Below are 11,611 nucleotides of genomic sequence, written 5' to 3' on the forward strand. Positions count from 1 at the left end.
CGCGGTCATCCGTAGCTCTATAACCCTCGACAACACTCAATGCGTTGCAGTTCGCGCTCGCTCATCGATGACCGGTTTTGGGATCAGTGCTTTGCTGCCCTGAACGAATATGTGAGGCGCAAAGCTTCCGTTCAAAACGTAGCACACTTGGAGTCGTGCTGACGCGCCATGGCGCACTTGCCAGAAGTCGATGCGTTCAAAGCAGATTGGAGCGGTTGGCGAGGAAATCGTGCGCACAGCGTTGGACGGCTTCGCCTCCCGCGGGCTGGCGGAAGACAAATTCGCTTTCACGCTGTTGGTCCATCCCTGGGGGGGAAGAGAAAGCCTATGGCGAGGGTGGGACGCTGCCGACAGGTTACTCCTACAACGGCGATGCCCCCTTCTATCCCTGCAGCGTAATCAAGGTCTTCTATCTTGTCGCCACGCAGGCTGCCCTTGACGCAGGAAAAGTCCAGGCGACGCCTGAGCTGGAGCGGGCCATGCACGATATGATCAAGTGGTCGAGCAACAACGCCACCAACTACGTCATCGATACTTTGACCGGGACGACCGGCGACACCGAGCTGGGCGAAGAGGAGATGCGGCGCTGGATGGCGGCCCGAAACGGCATCAACGCCTATTTCAAGCAGCTCGCCTTGCCGGAATTCGACGGCATCAATGTCTGTCAGAAACTGATGGACGATGACCGCTATGGCCGCGAAAAGATATTCGTCGAGGTTGGTGGCAACAACCACAACCGCCTCACGGCCGACGCCTCCGCGTCCGTCTTTTCTCGCATCATGGATGGCGCGATGATTTCGCCGGAACGCTCGCGCATTATGGCCGACTTCTTGTATCGGCCGCGCGACCCCGGCTTCGTCAAACGCCCGTTGTCGCAGGTGCTCAACTATATGGGCGCGGACCTGCCGGAGGGGGCCAAACTGTGGTCGAAAGCAGGCTGGACGGGCTGGACAGGCGATCCCCGCGCGAGCTACCGCCGCCACGACGCCATTCATGTCGAGCTGGCGGACGGCAAGCGGTTCACCTGCGTCGTCTTCACTCAAGGCGAGCAGATCTCGGCGAACGTGACAATCCTGCTTGCCATAGGAAAGCACACTGCCGAGCTCGTCGCGGCCCTCTAGCGAGTCAACGAGGCCGGTTACGGACTCCGTCCAAAAAGCCGATGTGATCGGAACGATGCTTCTGCTGCAATGCCCGCCTGCCCTGCCCCGGGGCGTCGATCCAGGAGTTCGACACCCCCGCTCCCTCACCGACCTCGATGCCTTCGAGGCAAATCTCCGTCGTTCGGCGGGGCTCGTCACTGCCGCGTTTGCGCCTGCGTCAGCACGCGATGGCCCATAAATCGCCCGTCCCGTCTTCAAATCCAGCAGAAGGTGCACGATCGGCGCAGCGCATCCAGCGAGCCTTGGAATCTCTTAGGCAGATCATTGTCCTATGGCCGGTCGCAGAAATTCTTGCTGCTTCGAAACTGTCCACTCTCCGAGCGGCGACTTTGAGACATGCGGCTTTCGAAGGCCGTTGCGAAGGGCGGCTTCTTCTACACGCTGGACTGGGCCGACAAGCCGGCATTCCGGTTCAAGCCCTGGTGGCCGATCGCCGAGGCTGCGGGCGCGGCCTCCTTCCTGGTCGAGCACCGCCCGAGCGCCTTCCATGAACAATGGTGCCGGCGCATCTCGAACACCATCGCCGTGGCCTATATAGACCGCGAGCATGGCGGATGGTTCGAGGAGCTGGATGAGGGATTGCGCCGGCGCATTCGCTGTTTGTCGGCAAGGCCGGCTTGTACCACGGGACTGCAGGCGTGCGTGATACCACTCTATCCGGCGCAAGGGAGCCTAACGAACGTGATCAGCAAACTGACGATCCCCCAACAAAGATTTCTTAGCCCGTACCGGAACCGCAACTCACCGAGGCGGCTGTGACTCGAATCAGGACCACGGCGCCTTTACTCTCTCCCGACATCACAACTCCTCTGGAAGAACATGTTTATATTTTTGCAACATCTTTTACGTTGCTTGGCGCGGCCGGAAGGGGCTATTTACAGAACGAAAGCTTGGCCTTGCCTATCAATGCCATATGGGCGATAGATCATTGTTCATGAAATCCAGCATCGACCACCTTCCTCCCCCGAAGCAGCGTGAGCTCAAAAAGGCAGTCGAGCTACTGCTTGGGGAGTTCGACGACGCTGTGAGAGGAGGAACCGCCGATTTCAAGAAGCGCGGGCGCATTCTGAAGATCATACTCTTTGGATCCTATGCCCGCGGCGGCTGGGTCGACGAGCCGCATACCAAGAAGGGCTACCGTTCCGATTTCGATCTGCTGGTGGTGGTCAACAATCGAAAGCTGACCGACTTCGCCAGCTATTGGCAGCCTGCAGCCGACCGTCTGATGCGTGAGATCAATACGCCCGTTAGTTTCATCGTGCACTCGCGCCGGGAAGTGAACTCGGCGCTTAAGGAAGGCCAGTACTTCTTCGTCGACATTCGCCGCGAAGGAATCGTGCTCTACGAGCTTGACGACGAGCCGCTGGCAGACCCGACACCGGTACAACCCGTCGAGGCCTTTCGAGTGGCGACTGAACATTTGGAGGACCGTATCCCTCATGCAAGGAAGTTCGCGAAGGGTGCAACATTCTACCGGAATGAAAAGGACTACAAGGAAGCGGCGTTTCTCCTTCATCAATCCATCGAGCAAGCGTACTCGGCATTGTTGCTAGTCCTGACGAACTACAGCCCTGCCTCTCACAACTTAAAATTTCTTCGGAGCCTTGCCGAGGATCAGGTCCAGGAACTTGCCGAAGCATGGCCTCGTGACCAACAGCGCTTCGTCGCCTGGTTCAACGTTCTCAATGAGGCTTATGTCAAAGCGCGCTACTCGCGACATTTCGAGATCACGAATGAAGCACTTCAATGGCTCGCAGAGCGCGTCTCGGATCTTATCGATCGGATTGAATCAATATGCCGATCCCGACTTGAAAAGTTGAAAAACGAAGCAAGCACCGCAGTTCTGCGAGCCTGTTGAGGGCATGCTAGTATCAATTCCAGACTGCCATCTATGCACCTTCAGAGTACAAAAAGCAAAAGACTTGCGCCTATACGTTTCGACGTCAGCAGCCCGAGTGCCAAAACTACTTCAAGGCAGCAGGATATGATCAGGATTAAGGAGGATTTGCTCCAGCACTCCCATCGAGTGTGCTGCATCCACCCTCTGCCGCGCCGCGCGGATTGGTGCCCGTCAAACAAAAAAGCCGCCTCGATCAGATCGAGACGGTTAATGATTATGGTTGCGGGAACCCGCAACCCCTTTTGTCATAACATCGTCGGCCTGGTCATTTGGGTCAGATTTCGCGAGTTCGAGAATGCCGAACAGCTCGCCACGTAGCTCAGCATGAACCTCGCCTCGCTTGTCGCCTGGCGTGAGCACGATCTCTCCGATCAGCGAGCGCACCGCCTCGGCGGCTGGACGTCCGTCCTCGTGATCGGCGAGTGCTTGCGTGAGTTGCTCGACCCGCTTGCGGTAGAGAGTGGCGATATTGGGATGCAGGTCGGGCACGTCAGTGGGCGCCGACGCCAGACGCGCGGTGATCTCCGCCTTCTGCCTCTCCAGGTCTTCCATTCTCGCCTTCATCGCAGGTTGGCAAAGGCCATCCTCGATCGCGGCCATGATGCCCGCGATGGCGCGCTCGATCTTGTCGAGCGCCTTACGGTCTTGTTCGCCTTGCGCGCGACGCTCTTGGTTGAGGCGGTTGGTCTCCTGCGCATAGGCTCTGATCGCCTCGGCCACGGCCTCGGCCGAGACGAGCCTTTCCTTCAGGCCCGCGAGGACCCGTTGCTCAATCTTCTTGCGGGCGATTGTGCGGCCGTTGTCGCAGATACCCCGGCGCTGATGGTTGAGACACGCATAGCGGTCGCGTGTGAACAGGACATAGCGCCCGCCGCAGCGGCCGCAGGTGAGCAAGCCGGAAAGCAGAGAGACCGGACGCCTCATGGTGTGCTGTTTCCTCGCCCGGGCCTTGCGCGTGCCGATCGCCACCGCCTCGAACTGGCTGGCGACGGATTTCTGTCTCTCCTTCACGGCCTGCCACAGTTCGTCCCCCACCATCCTGAGATGCGGCACCTCGGTGCGGATCCATTTGGCTGGCGGATTGGCCCGTGAGACGCGCTTACCGGTGGCGGGATCCTTAACGAAGTGCAGGCGGTTCCAAATCAGCACACCGGTATAGAGCTCGTTGTTGATGACGCCGGTTCCCGGATGGCATGCCCGCGCACGCTGGTGTCGCCCCAGTGTCGACTGAGCGGGCAATACGAAGCCCAGCATGCTCTCTGCGGCAAGGAAAACATATAGGACGATGTACATCAGCTGGGAGAGCGTTCCCGAAAGTCCACCTCTGGCGTCAATTGCCGGCCTCCTGTCAGCCGCCAGACGATCCGGACTAGAATTAGGACGGCGAACAGGATCCCGAGTGAGACATGAGTGCCCTCCAACAGGGGCGCCAAGTTCGGTCACGCGGCGTGACGTAGTTCCATACCAGCGAAGTACCGAACAACAGGACGACAAAAACCACCGTCAGCCAATGAAACCAGAGTGTCGGCCGGTCGTAGTATTCCAGCTCGATCGTCCGACTTTCGACGCCGGACTTCGCTCATCACGGTTTGGCCAGCGACTGCGCCATTTTCAAGTGCTTCTCAAGTGTCGGCAAGGTCTTCTTGGCGAGCTTAGCGACCTTGCTGCTGCCGGTCTTCACCTCATCCTGGAACTCGGCGATATCCTTCTGGTGGTCTGACACCATGTAGGTTGTAAACTCCTGATCGAAAGCCGCCCCCGAAAGTCCGTTCAGCTTCGTCATCTCGGCCGTCGCTTCGTCGGTGAGATCGTCGGTTTCAGCAACACCCAGTTTCTTGCCGACCGCCAGTGCCTGCTTCTTGGCCTTGCCATGGTCTTTTACGAGCGTTTGGCCGAATGCCTTGACGCCTTTGCTGTCGCCCTTTTGCCTGGCAAGGGTACCAAGAGCGACTTCGGAATTGTCGCCTTTGATGGTGTCGGTCAGAAAATCTGAATCGCTTTTGGCGAGTGCCTGGTTGCTGGCAATGATGCCGGCTGCGAATGCTACGGCAGCGAAGATGCGATGTGTGGTCATGACAGAGAGCCTTTCGGAGAGCTACGAGCCGACCCGAACGGATGCTCACGATCCTTGTTCCATCAACCGCCAAAAAAACGCCCCAAGGGTCGTGACGGTCAGGAGTGAGGAGGGACGTCAGAGGGAGAAACACCGGCCACCACGCTCAAACACAAAAAACCCGCGCGCGCCCTGCCCCGTTCAGGAGGCCCCCAGATTTTTCTCATCCATCTGCAGCACCGGTTGCATGTCTCCGGCCGGCGCGAGAACGAGCAGCGCCGCTCCAGGCTCGACGTTGCGTGTGATCAGGATATCGTCGTGCGGCGACTTTGTCGTGGCGTAGCCCAGACGTGCCTGGGCAGTGGCGAGGTTCGCCTTCGCTTGATTGAGTTGAGTTTCCGCCATCACATAGCCGCTCCCGCCCGGCTGCGAGGTTGGTGGCTCCCTCGGAGGCTTGGTTCGTGCCGAATCCTGACCTGAAGAGATCCTCAGCCCGCTGGTAGCGCCCTGCGTGTCGACCAGATTGGCGTCCGCCTGCTTGAGAGCCTGCTAAGGCGGAGCCCTTGTGTTCTTGCGGGTCGGGGTTTGATGTGAACCGGCCGCCGGAGTGTTTCCTCTTCGACACGGTTGATCCGGCTCCTCGCCTTGACGCATGGAGCCGGATCGCAGAGCGATCAGTCGTCCTGCTGGATGACGACAGGCCGATTGTGGTGGTGACGGTGCATCGAACTGGTGACGACGACGGTGTCCGTCGGTGGTGACGGTGCCGCCACGAGCGATGGCCGTTGTCGTAGAATGCTTCCTGGCCGTGATGCCGGTGGTGGCGCTTTTCTTCACCGCCGGCTGGGGCGTGCTGACCGGAGCGCTGGTCAGCCCGATCCATGCGCTTGGCGAACGGGTGTTTGCCGCCCACATGATCGAGCATGAACTGCTGATGGCGGTAGCGGCGCCACTCCTTGTCGCCGCCTGCCCCGGCGCAGCCCTGATATGGGCATTGCCGACCGGACTTCGCCGAGGGACGGGAAGGCTCACGCACGGCAGGATTCTCCAGGCGATCTGGACCGTGGCCAGCCGCCCCCTCAACGCAACCGTCATCCACGGTATCGCGATCTGGATCTGGCACGTTCCCGTCCTGTTCGAGGCAGCGCTTCAGCAGGGCGTGCTGCACTACGCCCAGCATGCGAGCTTCCTCGGCACAGCCCTGCTGTTCTGGTGGGGGATTCTGCCGCGTTCCGGCCGCCAGCAGGCCTATGGCAGCGCGGTCATGCATCTCTTCTTCACGTCACTGCACACTGGTCTGCTCGGCGTGCTGCTGCTGTTGTCGCCCAGACTCTGGTACCCGCAGAATGCCGCCGGCGCGGCGCTCTGGGGTCTAACCCCGATCGAGGACCAGCAGCTCGCCGGACTGGTGATGTGGGTTCCGGCTGGCCTGATCTATGGCGGAGCCGCCTTGCTGCTTGCCGGCCTTTGGATAAGTAAGAGCGGAATCAGGGAGGCAAGCCATGCGCTCCGGCCTGGCTAGGATGGTGGGCAGCGCGCTCGCCGCGATCCTGCTGCTGACCGCGGCAGTCGCCGCAGCGACCTTGTGGTCCGACCGGCGCGATCGTGTTCGCCACGAATCGGACATGGCGACCGGCGGCTTGGAAGCGCGCGCCATTCCGATCATGATCGCGAACGGCTGCTCCGGATGCCATACGATCCCCGGCGTGCCGGGGGCACAAGGCCAGGTTGGTCCGCGCCTCGATTCCAGCCTTGCCGACCGGGTCTTTATCGCCGGCATACTGGCGAACAATCCGGAGAACCTGATCCGCTGGATACGAGCGGCCAGGGAGATCAATCCGCACACGGCCATGCCATCGACGGGGATCACAGAGCAGCAGGCGCGTGATATCGCTGCCTACCTCTACGCCCTGTAATGATCAGCCCTCGCCGCCGCGCCGGGACCACAGGCCGCGGCCGGGGTCGTAGCCGACCACCGCCGCCAGGAAAAACACGACGAGGCAGGCGAGAACGACAAGGGCGGAAACGAGATCGAAGCGCAGATAGAGAGTGAAGCGTATCAGTTCGACCGCCGAACTGAACGGGTTCCATGCGGCGATCGTAGCCAGCACCGGCCCTGCCTCGGCGAGCCGCCATATCGGATAAAGCGCCGTCGAGGCGAAGAACGTCGGGAAGATGACGAAGTTCATCACGCCGGCGAAGTTCTCCATCTGCGTCGAAACTGACGATACCAGCAACCCGAACGCGCCCAGCATCAGGCCTGACAGGACCAGCGCCGGAAACACGGCGAGGTAGCCTAGAACCGGCGGGCGCACGTCCCAATAACGCGCGATCAGCAAGAACAGATAGACCAGCGGCAGACCGACGATGACGCTCGCCAGCAGCCGCGCGGCAAGCAGATACCAGCGTGGAAGCGGCGCGGTCAGCAACAGGCGCATGCTGCCCGTCTCACGGTCATAGACCATCGCCAGCGAGCTTGCCATGGCATGGAAGAGCAGCATCATGGCGGCCAGCCCGGGGACGACATAGACCTCGTAGAGCACGTAGGTCTGATAGGGCGGCGTGATTGACAGGCCAAGCACCGAGCGGAAGCCGGCGGCGAAGATGGCGAGCCAGACCAAAGGCCGTATGATCGCCGAGAGCAGCCGGCCGCGCTGCCGAAGCGTTCGCAACATCTCCCTGCGCAGGATTCCCAACAGCGCCCGCAGCGCGTGACGTGTCTTCATGCCGTCTCCGTCAGCAGATCGAATGCATCGGCCAGGCTGCCGACCGCAAGATCCGCGGCGACGCGGCCGGCGCCGCCGGCCCAGCGCAGCCTGCCCTTGTGCAGCACCACCAGGTCGTCGCCGGCCGACACCTCTTCCAGGAAATGCGTCGCCCAGAGAACAGCAATACCTCGTTCGCGGCATAGCGCGCGTACGTGCTGCTCGATCGCCCGGCGCCCAGGCACGTCGAGCCCGGTCGTCGGTTCATCGAGCAGCAGGATACGCGGCCGGTGCATCAGCGCACGAGCGATTTCGACGCGCCGCCGCTGACCGCCCGATAGCGAACGGACCGGCTCGTCGCACCTGTCGAGGACCTCCAGCCGGTCGAGTTCCTCGCGCAATCTCGTTTCGCTGATGCCGGTCTCCAGCCCATGCAGTGAGGCGTGATAGCGCAGATTTTCGGCAGCGGTGAGGTCGAGGTCGAGCGTCTGCTGCTGGAAGACCACGCCCATCTGGGCAAGTGCGGCGGCCGGATCGGTCCGCATGGAGTGGCCGAACACATCGATCTGGCCGGATCGGGCATGATAGAGGCCGGTGACCAGCGAGAACAACGTCGTCTTGCCGGCTCCGTTGCGTCCAAGCAGTACGCACATTCCGCCTTCAGCGACCGAGAACGACACGGCATCGAGGACCCGCCGCTCTCCGAAGCTGTGTCCGAGGCCCTCGAGCGACAGCGCCTTCATGGACCGATCACCACTCCCCAGGGGCCGCGTCCCACCGGCACCGACTTCACCACCTCCTCATTCTCCAGATCGATGAACGAGATGTCGCCGGAATTGCCATTAGCGCTGACCAGGCGCTTCTGGTCATCGGACAGCGCCAAGTGCCACGGCCGCTGGCCGACGAGATAGAGGCGGCGCACCGCCAGCGTCTTGGTGTCGACCTCTGCAACCCGGTTGGCCGGACCGAGCGCGACATAGGCAGTGGCGCCGTCGTGTGCCATTTCGATGCCGACCGCCTGGACGCCCTCGCGGCGGATGCCGGGGACCTCGAACTCGACTTTGCCGGTCTCAGCACGAGACGTGGTGTCGAAGACGGTTACCGTTCCGCGTATTTCGGAAGACACCCAAAGCTGCTTTCCATCCGGCGAGAACGCCGCAGCGCGCGGGCGGGTGTCGACCAAGAGATTGTCGACGAGGTCGAGCGTGCCGGCATCTATGAGATGCACCATGCTGGTGGTCTCCGAGGTGCAGGCAACGTAGCGGCCGTCGGCACTGACCGCCATGCCCTCGGGTTCGACGCCGACGTCGACCGTACCAATAACCTTGGCGGACGCGACATCGACCACCGAGACCAGATTGTCGTTCTCATTGGCGACGAACAGCCGTTTGCCGTCGGGATGCACGACAAAAAACTCCGGATCGGCTCCCGAGGGGAGTTGGCCGGTCACCTGCCGTTTGGCGAGATCGAGAACGTCGATCCGGTTGTCGTCGCCAACAGCAACGAAGAGCACTTTCTTGTCTGCCGAAAGCGCCATTCCGCGCGGGCGCCTTCCGACATTGATGGTCGTGGACAGGTTCATACTGGCGCCATCCACCACCGCCACCGTGTTGTCCTGCTCGTTCGATACGTAGATCGTCTCGGCGGCGGCAGGTCCGGCCACGATGGACATCGAAAGCAGGATCGCGATCAGAACCTGCATGCGCTTTCCTCCAGGTCGATGCCCAGCGTGTCGAGCGGCGTGCGCTGGTGCAGGAAACCCGGCTGCGGCGAACTGGAGACGAGCAGTCGCGGTCCGGCTATGAGGACGGGTTGCCGCATCTGGCCGTCCCATGGCCGGAAGCTCAGACCCTGTCCTTTGAATCCGGCGAGCAGGAAATCGTTGCTGCGGAGATACTTTCCGATCGCAATCGGATCGAGGCTGTGCAGGCGCGTTGCCGCCTCGCCGATGCTTCGCACGGCGAGCCAGGCGGCGTAGTCGCTGGGCAGCATCCAGCGCCCGGCCTGCTTGTGGAAGCGATCCTGGAGTTGCGTGGCACCCCACTCTTCGTTGACCGCGCTCCAGCCGGTCGCGACCAGACCCTGCGTCCCGGCGACCGGCCGCGGAAATGCGGTTCGGCCTTCGAGATAGGCGCCAAACTCGTCCGCCTCGTCGGCAACGACGAGCACATCATAGTCGCTGACCTGCGTGGCAGCGGGAATCTCGGTCTGCAGCGTGACATGTCCGGTATCGGCGCGCCCGTTGGCGGGCCTGAACGTCCAGGGCTGGTCGATGGTGATCTCTGCTCCGAAACGCGTCGCCGCGCGTCGAAAGGCAACCGCCATCGCCTGGTCCTCGGGATGCGCCCCGACCAGCAGGAACCAGTGCTGCCAGCGCTTCCAGACGAGATATTGCGCCAGCCCGTCAGCGAGCATCGCGCGGCTCGGAACGGTGTGCAGCACGTTCTTGCGGCAATCCTCCTGGCGTAGCCGCTCGTCAGGAGCGCGACTGTTGAACAGCGTCATCCTCTCGGCGCCTGGAGCGTCGCTCGCCTGCAGCAAACGGGCGGCATCGAGATCGGCGATGAGGAAGCTGATGCCGGCGGCCGCGAATTCCTTGACCGCTTCGGCTGGCATCTCGCCGGGCTTGAGGGTGATTTCCTGCAACCGGAATTGCTGACCGAGAAAGCGGCCGGTGCTGGCATTGTCGGCGATGCCGAGCCGGGCACCTTGCAGGCCGTCGTCGGTGACGACCTCGTCCAGTGGCCCGAGCGGCAGAGGCGGTTTGCGCTGTTCGCCGAGATAGCCGATCACCATCGTCTGGGGCTCGCCAAGCCCGGGCGCGACCAAAGCGAGCAGCACGAGAAATGTCAGCGCCAGCCTCATTCGGCCCAAGGCGGGCAAGCCAAGTGGGACGTCAATAATCGGCATGTGCGCTCCAGGATGGAAGCGACCCTAATATTTTGGACAAAGGAATGTTCCTGGATTCCAACAAAGTGAGCCCGCCCCATTTCCGCATTTGGGGCGGGCTCCATGCCTTGGACCGGTAGAGGGAGGACCGACCCGACCCCAACTGCTGGAAATTCCGATTGTTCCTTGGCCGCGCTCTTTCCCAAGTCGCAGCCGGTCCCCTGAGCGGCACGCCTGCTCTCACCGCTTCTCGCTTGCGGCTACCGGCGGGCCTGCGCCCAGCTGGTCTAGCATTGCAAGCGTTTCAACTCTATCAGGAACGATCATGAAGCGTGGCGATGCTCCTTCTCGGCACCGGTCGGTCGACGGTGCTTTGACCGGTCACTACGACACGGTGGCAACGCGCGATTACGGCGCGCTTGAAATCTGGCCACCCGGCCTGAAGCTTTGACACGCGCATTGCGCGATTCTTTGGCAGGGACCGATGCCAGCCGCCCGACTAGCTCGGGCCCTTGGCATGCATCACTATGAAACGCACGAGGCGTGACCGCATTCATATTGACAATCGGATTACGGTTGCGGCTCGACATTTCACGCCTGTTCGAGGAAAGTTAAGGCTGGTTCATTCGAAAACCGGGCTGGTGATGAAGGAACAACTGAAGCTGCAACACGTTGTAGCCTCCAAGAGTGCCCATTGTCAGGTAATGGCATCGATAGCGTGACCGGCCCGTTCGGCTGGCGCAAGAGGAGAACGCGATGAAGAAGATCTGGAAGAAACCGACCATGTGTCAGGTCTCCGCCGGTTTAGAGATTTCGCGATACCTGCCCGCAGAAAATCCGCCCAAGAAGTAGGCTGCAAATTGCATGTGCCCTTCAACGGCGGCATGCAATGCCTTGTCCG

12 protein-coding genes and 2 pseudogenes are annotated in these 11,611 nt (G+C 61.5%); 7 read left to right on the forward strand and 7 right to left on the reverse strand.

Features of this window, described 5'->3' with window-relative positions; translation table 11 throughout:
• Window positions 1–215 precede the first annotated feature (215 nt).
• From LB516_RS23655 to LB516_RS23665, 3 genes and pseudogenes are all read left to right on the forward strand, one after another.
• Complete coding sequence (locus tag LB516_RS23655) at window positions 216–1,121, forward strand: serine hydrolase (protein ID WP_140663725.1); 906 nt, start codon at window positions 216–218, stop codon at window positions 1,119–1,121.
• A 402-nt stretch (window positions 1,122–1,523) separates the two neighbouring features.
• A pseudogene (locus tag LB516_RS23660) lies at window positions 1,524–1,922 on the forward strand (AGE family epimerase/isomerase); the annotation flags it as partial.
• Between the two features lie 175 nt (window positions 1,923–2,097).
• Window positions 2,098–3,021, forward strand: a complete 924-nt coding sequence (locus LB516_RS23665) for a nucleotidyltransferase and HEPN domain-containing protein (RefSeq protein ID WP_140663727.1) — start codon at window positions 2,098–2,100, stop codon at window positions 3,019–3,021.
• A 249-nt stretch (window positions 3,022–3,270) separates the two neighbouring features.
• On the opposite strand, the gene LB516_RS23670 is transcribed toward LB516_RS23665, so the two are convergent.
• The 3 genes and pseudogenes from LB516_RS23670 to LB516_RS23680 all read right to left on the reverse strand — a co-directional run.
• Complete coding sequence (locus LB516_RS23670; RefSeq protein WP_210242405.1) at window positions 3,271–4,356, reverse strand: recombinase zinc beta ribbon domain-containing protein; 1,086 nt, start codon at window positions 4,354–4,356, stop codon at window positions 3,271–3,273.
• Between the two features lie 289 nt (window positions 4,357–4,645).
• On the reverse strand, window positions 4,646–5,137 hold the full coding sequence (locus LB516_RS23675) for a DUF4142 domain-containing protein (RefSeq protein ID WP_140663729.1): 492 nt from the start codon (window positions 5,135–5,137) through the stop codon (window positions 4,646–4,648).
• Between the two features lie 189 nt (window positions 5,138–5,326).
• Window positions 5,327–5,551: pseudogene (locus LB516_RS23680) on the reverse strand (efflux RND transporter periplasmic adaptor subunit); the annotation flags it as partial.
• Window positions 5,552–5,894: 343 nt separating this feature from the next.
• On the opposite strand from LB516_RS23680, the gene LB516_RS23685 reads away from it, so the two are divergent.
• Both LB516_RS23685 and LB516_RS23690 read left to right on the forward strand, forming a co-directional pair.
• Entirely contained in the window at window positions 5,895–6,638 is a 744-nt protein-coding gene (locus tag LB516_RS23685) for a cytochrome c oxidase assembly protein (RefSeq protein ID WP_224720456.1), read from the forward strand.
• The gene (locus tag LB516_RS23690; RefSeq protein ID WP_140663731.1) at window positions 6,619–7,032 is read left to right on the forward strand and encodes a c-type cytochrome; all 414 of its coding nucleotides are present in this window, start codon (window positions 6,619–6,621) and stop codon (window positions 7,030–7,032) included. Before LB516_RS23685 ends, LB516_RS23690 begins: the two co-directional genes overlap by 20 nt.
• 3 nt (window positions 7,033–7,035) lie before the next feature.
• Here the strand turns inward: LB516_RS23690 and LB516_RS23695 are convergent, their stop codons facing one another.
• Genes LB516_RS23695 through LB516_RS23710 form a run of 4 tightly spaced genes read right to left on the reverse strand, consistent with a single transcriptional unit; the run spans window position 7,036 to window position 10,731 of the window.
• Window positions 7,036–7,842, reverse strand: a complete 807-nt coding sequence (locus tag LB516_RS23695; protein WP_140663733.1) for an ABC transporter permease — start codon at window positions 7,840–7,842, stop codon at window positions 7,036–7,038.
• Complete coding sequence (locus LB516_RS23700; RefSeq protein WP_140663735.1) at window positions 7,839–8,564, reverse strand: ABC transporter ATP-binding protein; 726 nt, start codon at window positions 8,562–8,564, stop codon at window positions 7,839–7,841. Before LB516_RS23700 ends, LB516_RS23695 begins: the two co-directional genes overlap by 4 nt.
• Complete coding sequence (locus LB516_RS23705; protein WP_140663736.1) at window positions 8,561–9,523, reverse strand: PQQ-dependent catabolism-associated beta-propeller protein; 963 nt, start codon at window positions 9,521–9,523, stop codon at window positions 8,561–8,563. The genes LB516_RS23700 and LB516_RS23705 overlap by 4 nt, the downstream gene beginning before the upstream one ends.
• Entirely contained in the window at window positions 9,511–10,731 is a 1,221-nt protein-coding gene (locus LB516_RS23710) for an ABC transporter substrate-binding protein (RefSeq protein WP_140717010.1), read from the reverse strand. Before LB516_RS23710 ends, LB516_RS23705 begins: the two co-directional genes overlap by 13 nt.
• Before the next feature lie 304 nt (window positions 10,732–11,035).
• Here LB516_RS23710 and LB516_RS28960 point away from each other — a divergent pair, with 304 nt between their 5' ends.
• Both LB516_RS28960 and LB516_RS23715 read left to right on the forward strand, forming a co-directional pair.
• The gene (locus LB516_RS28960) at window positions 11,036–11,161 is read left to right on the forward strand and encodes a hypothetical protein (RefSeq protein ID WP_263492627.1); all 126 of its coding nucleotides are present in this window, start codon (window positions 11,036–11,038) and stop codon (window positions 11,159–11,161) included.
• Between the two features lie 305 nt (window positions 11,162–11,466).
• Window positions 11,467–11,562: a pyrroloquinoline quinone precursor peptide PqqA gene (locus tag LB516_RS23715; RefSeq protein ID WP_140717012.1), complete on the forward strand. Its 96-nt coding sequence runs from the start codon at window positions 11,467–11,469 to the stop codon at window positions 11,560–11,562.
• Window positions 11,563–11,611: the final 49 nt, after the last annotated feature.

This window comes from Mesorhizobium sp. CO1-1-7 (assembly GCF_020164885.1).
GTDB classification, from domain to species: Bacteria; Pseudomonadota; Alphaproteobacteria; order Rhizobiales; family Rhizobiaceae; genus Mesorhizobium; species Mesorhizobium australicum.

What these genes read in the sequence shown, in the direction of transcription:
- LB516_RS23695 (WP_140663733.1), bottom strand. Translation starts at nt 7,842, where the DNA reads ATGAAGACACGTCACGCGCTGCGGGCGCTGTTGGGAATCCTGCGCAGG.
- LB516_RS23670 (WP_210242405.1), bottom strand. Translation starts at nt 4,356, where the DNA reads ATGTACATCGTCCTATATGTTTTCCTTGCCGCAGAGAGCATGCTGGGC.
- LB516_RS23685 (WP_224720456.1), top strand. Translation starts at nt 5,895, where the DNA reads ATGGCCGTTGTCGTAGAATGCTTCCTGGCCGTGATGCCGGTGGTGGCG.
- LB516_RS23665 (WP_140663727.1), top strand. Translation starts at nt 2,098, where the DNA reads ATGAAATCCAGCATCGACCACCTTCCTCCCCCGAAGCAGCGTGAGCTC.
- LB516_RS23705 (WP_140663736.1), bottom strand. Translation starts at nt 9,523, where the DNA reads ATGCAGGTTCTGATCGCGATCCTGCTTTCGATGTCCATCGTGGCCGGA.
- LB516_RS28960 (WP_263492627.1), top strand. Translation starts at nt 11,036, where the DNA reads ATGAAGCGTGGCGATGCTCCTTCTCGGCACCGGTCGGTCGACGGTGCT.
- LB516_RS23715 (WP_140717012.1), top strand. Translation starts at nt 11,467, where the DNA reads ATGAAGAAGATCTGGAAGAAACCGACCATGTGTCAGGTCTCCGCCGGT.
- LB516_RS23710 (WP_140717010.1), bottom strand. Translation starts at nt 10,731, where the DNA reads ATGCCGATTATTGACGTCCCACTTGGCTTGCCCGCCTTGGGCCGAATG.
- LB516_RS23675 (WP_140663729.1), bottom strand. Translation starts at nt 5,137, where the DNA reads ATGACCACACATCGCATCTTCGCTGCCGTAGCATTCGCAGCCGGCATC.
- LB516_RS23700 (WP_140663735.1), bottom strand. Translation starts at nt 8,564, where the DNA reads ATGAAGGCGCTGTCGCTCGAGGGCCTCGGACACAGCTTCGGAGAGCGG.
- LB516_RS23690 (WP_140663731.1), top strand. Translation starts at nt 6,619, where the DNA reads ATGCGCTCCGGCCTGGCTAGGATGGTGGGCAGCGCGCTCGCCGCGATC.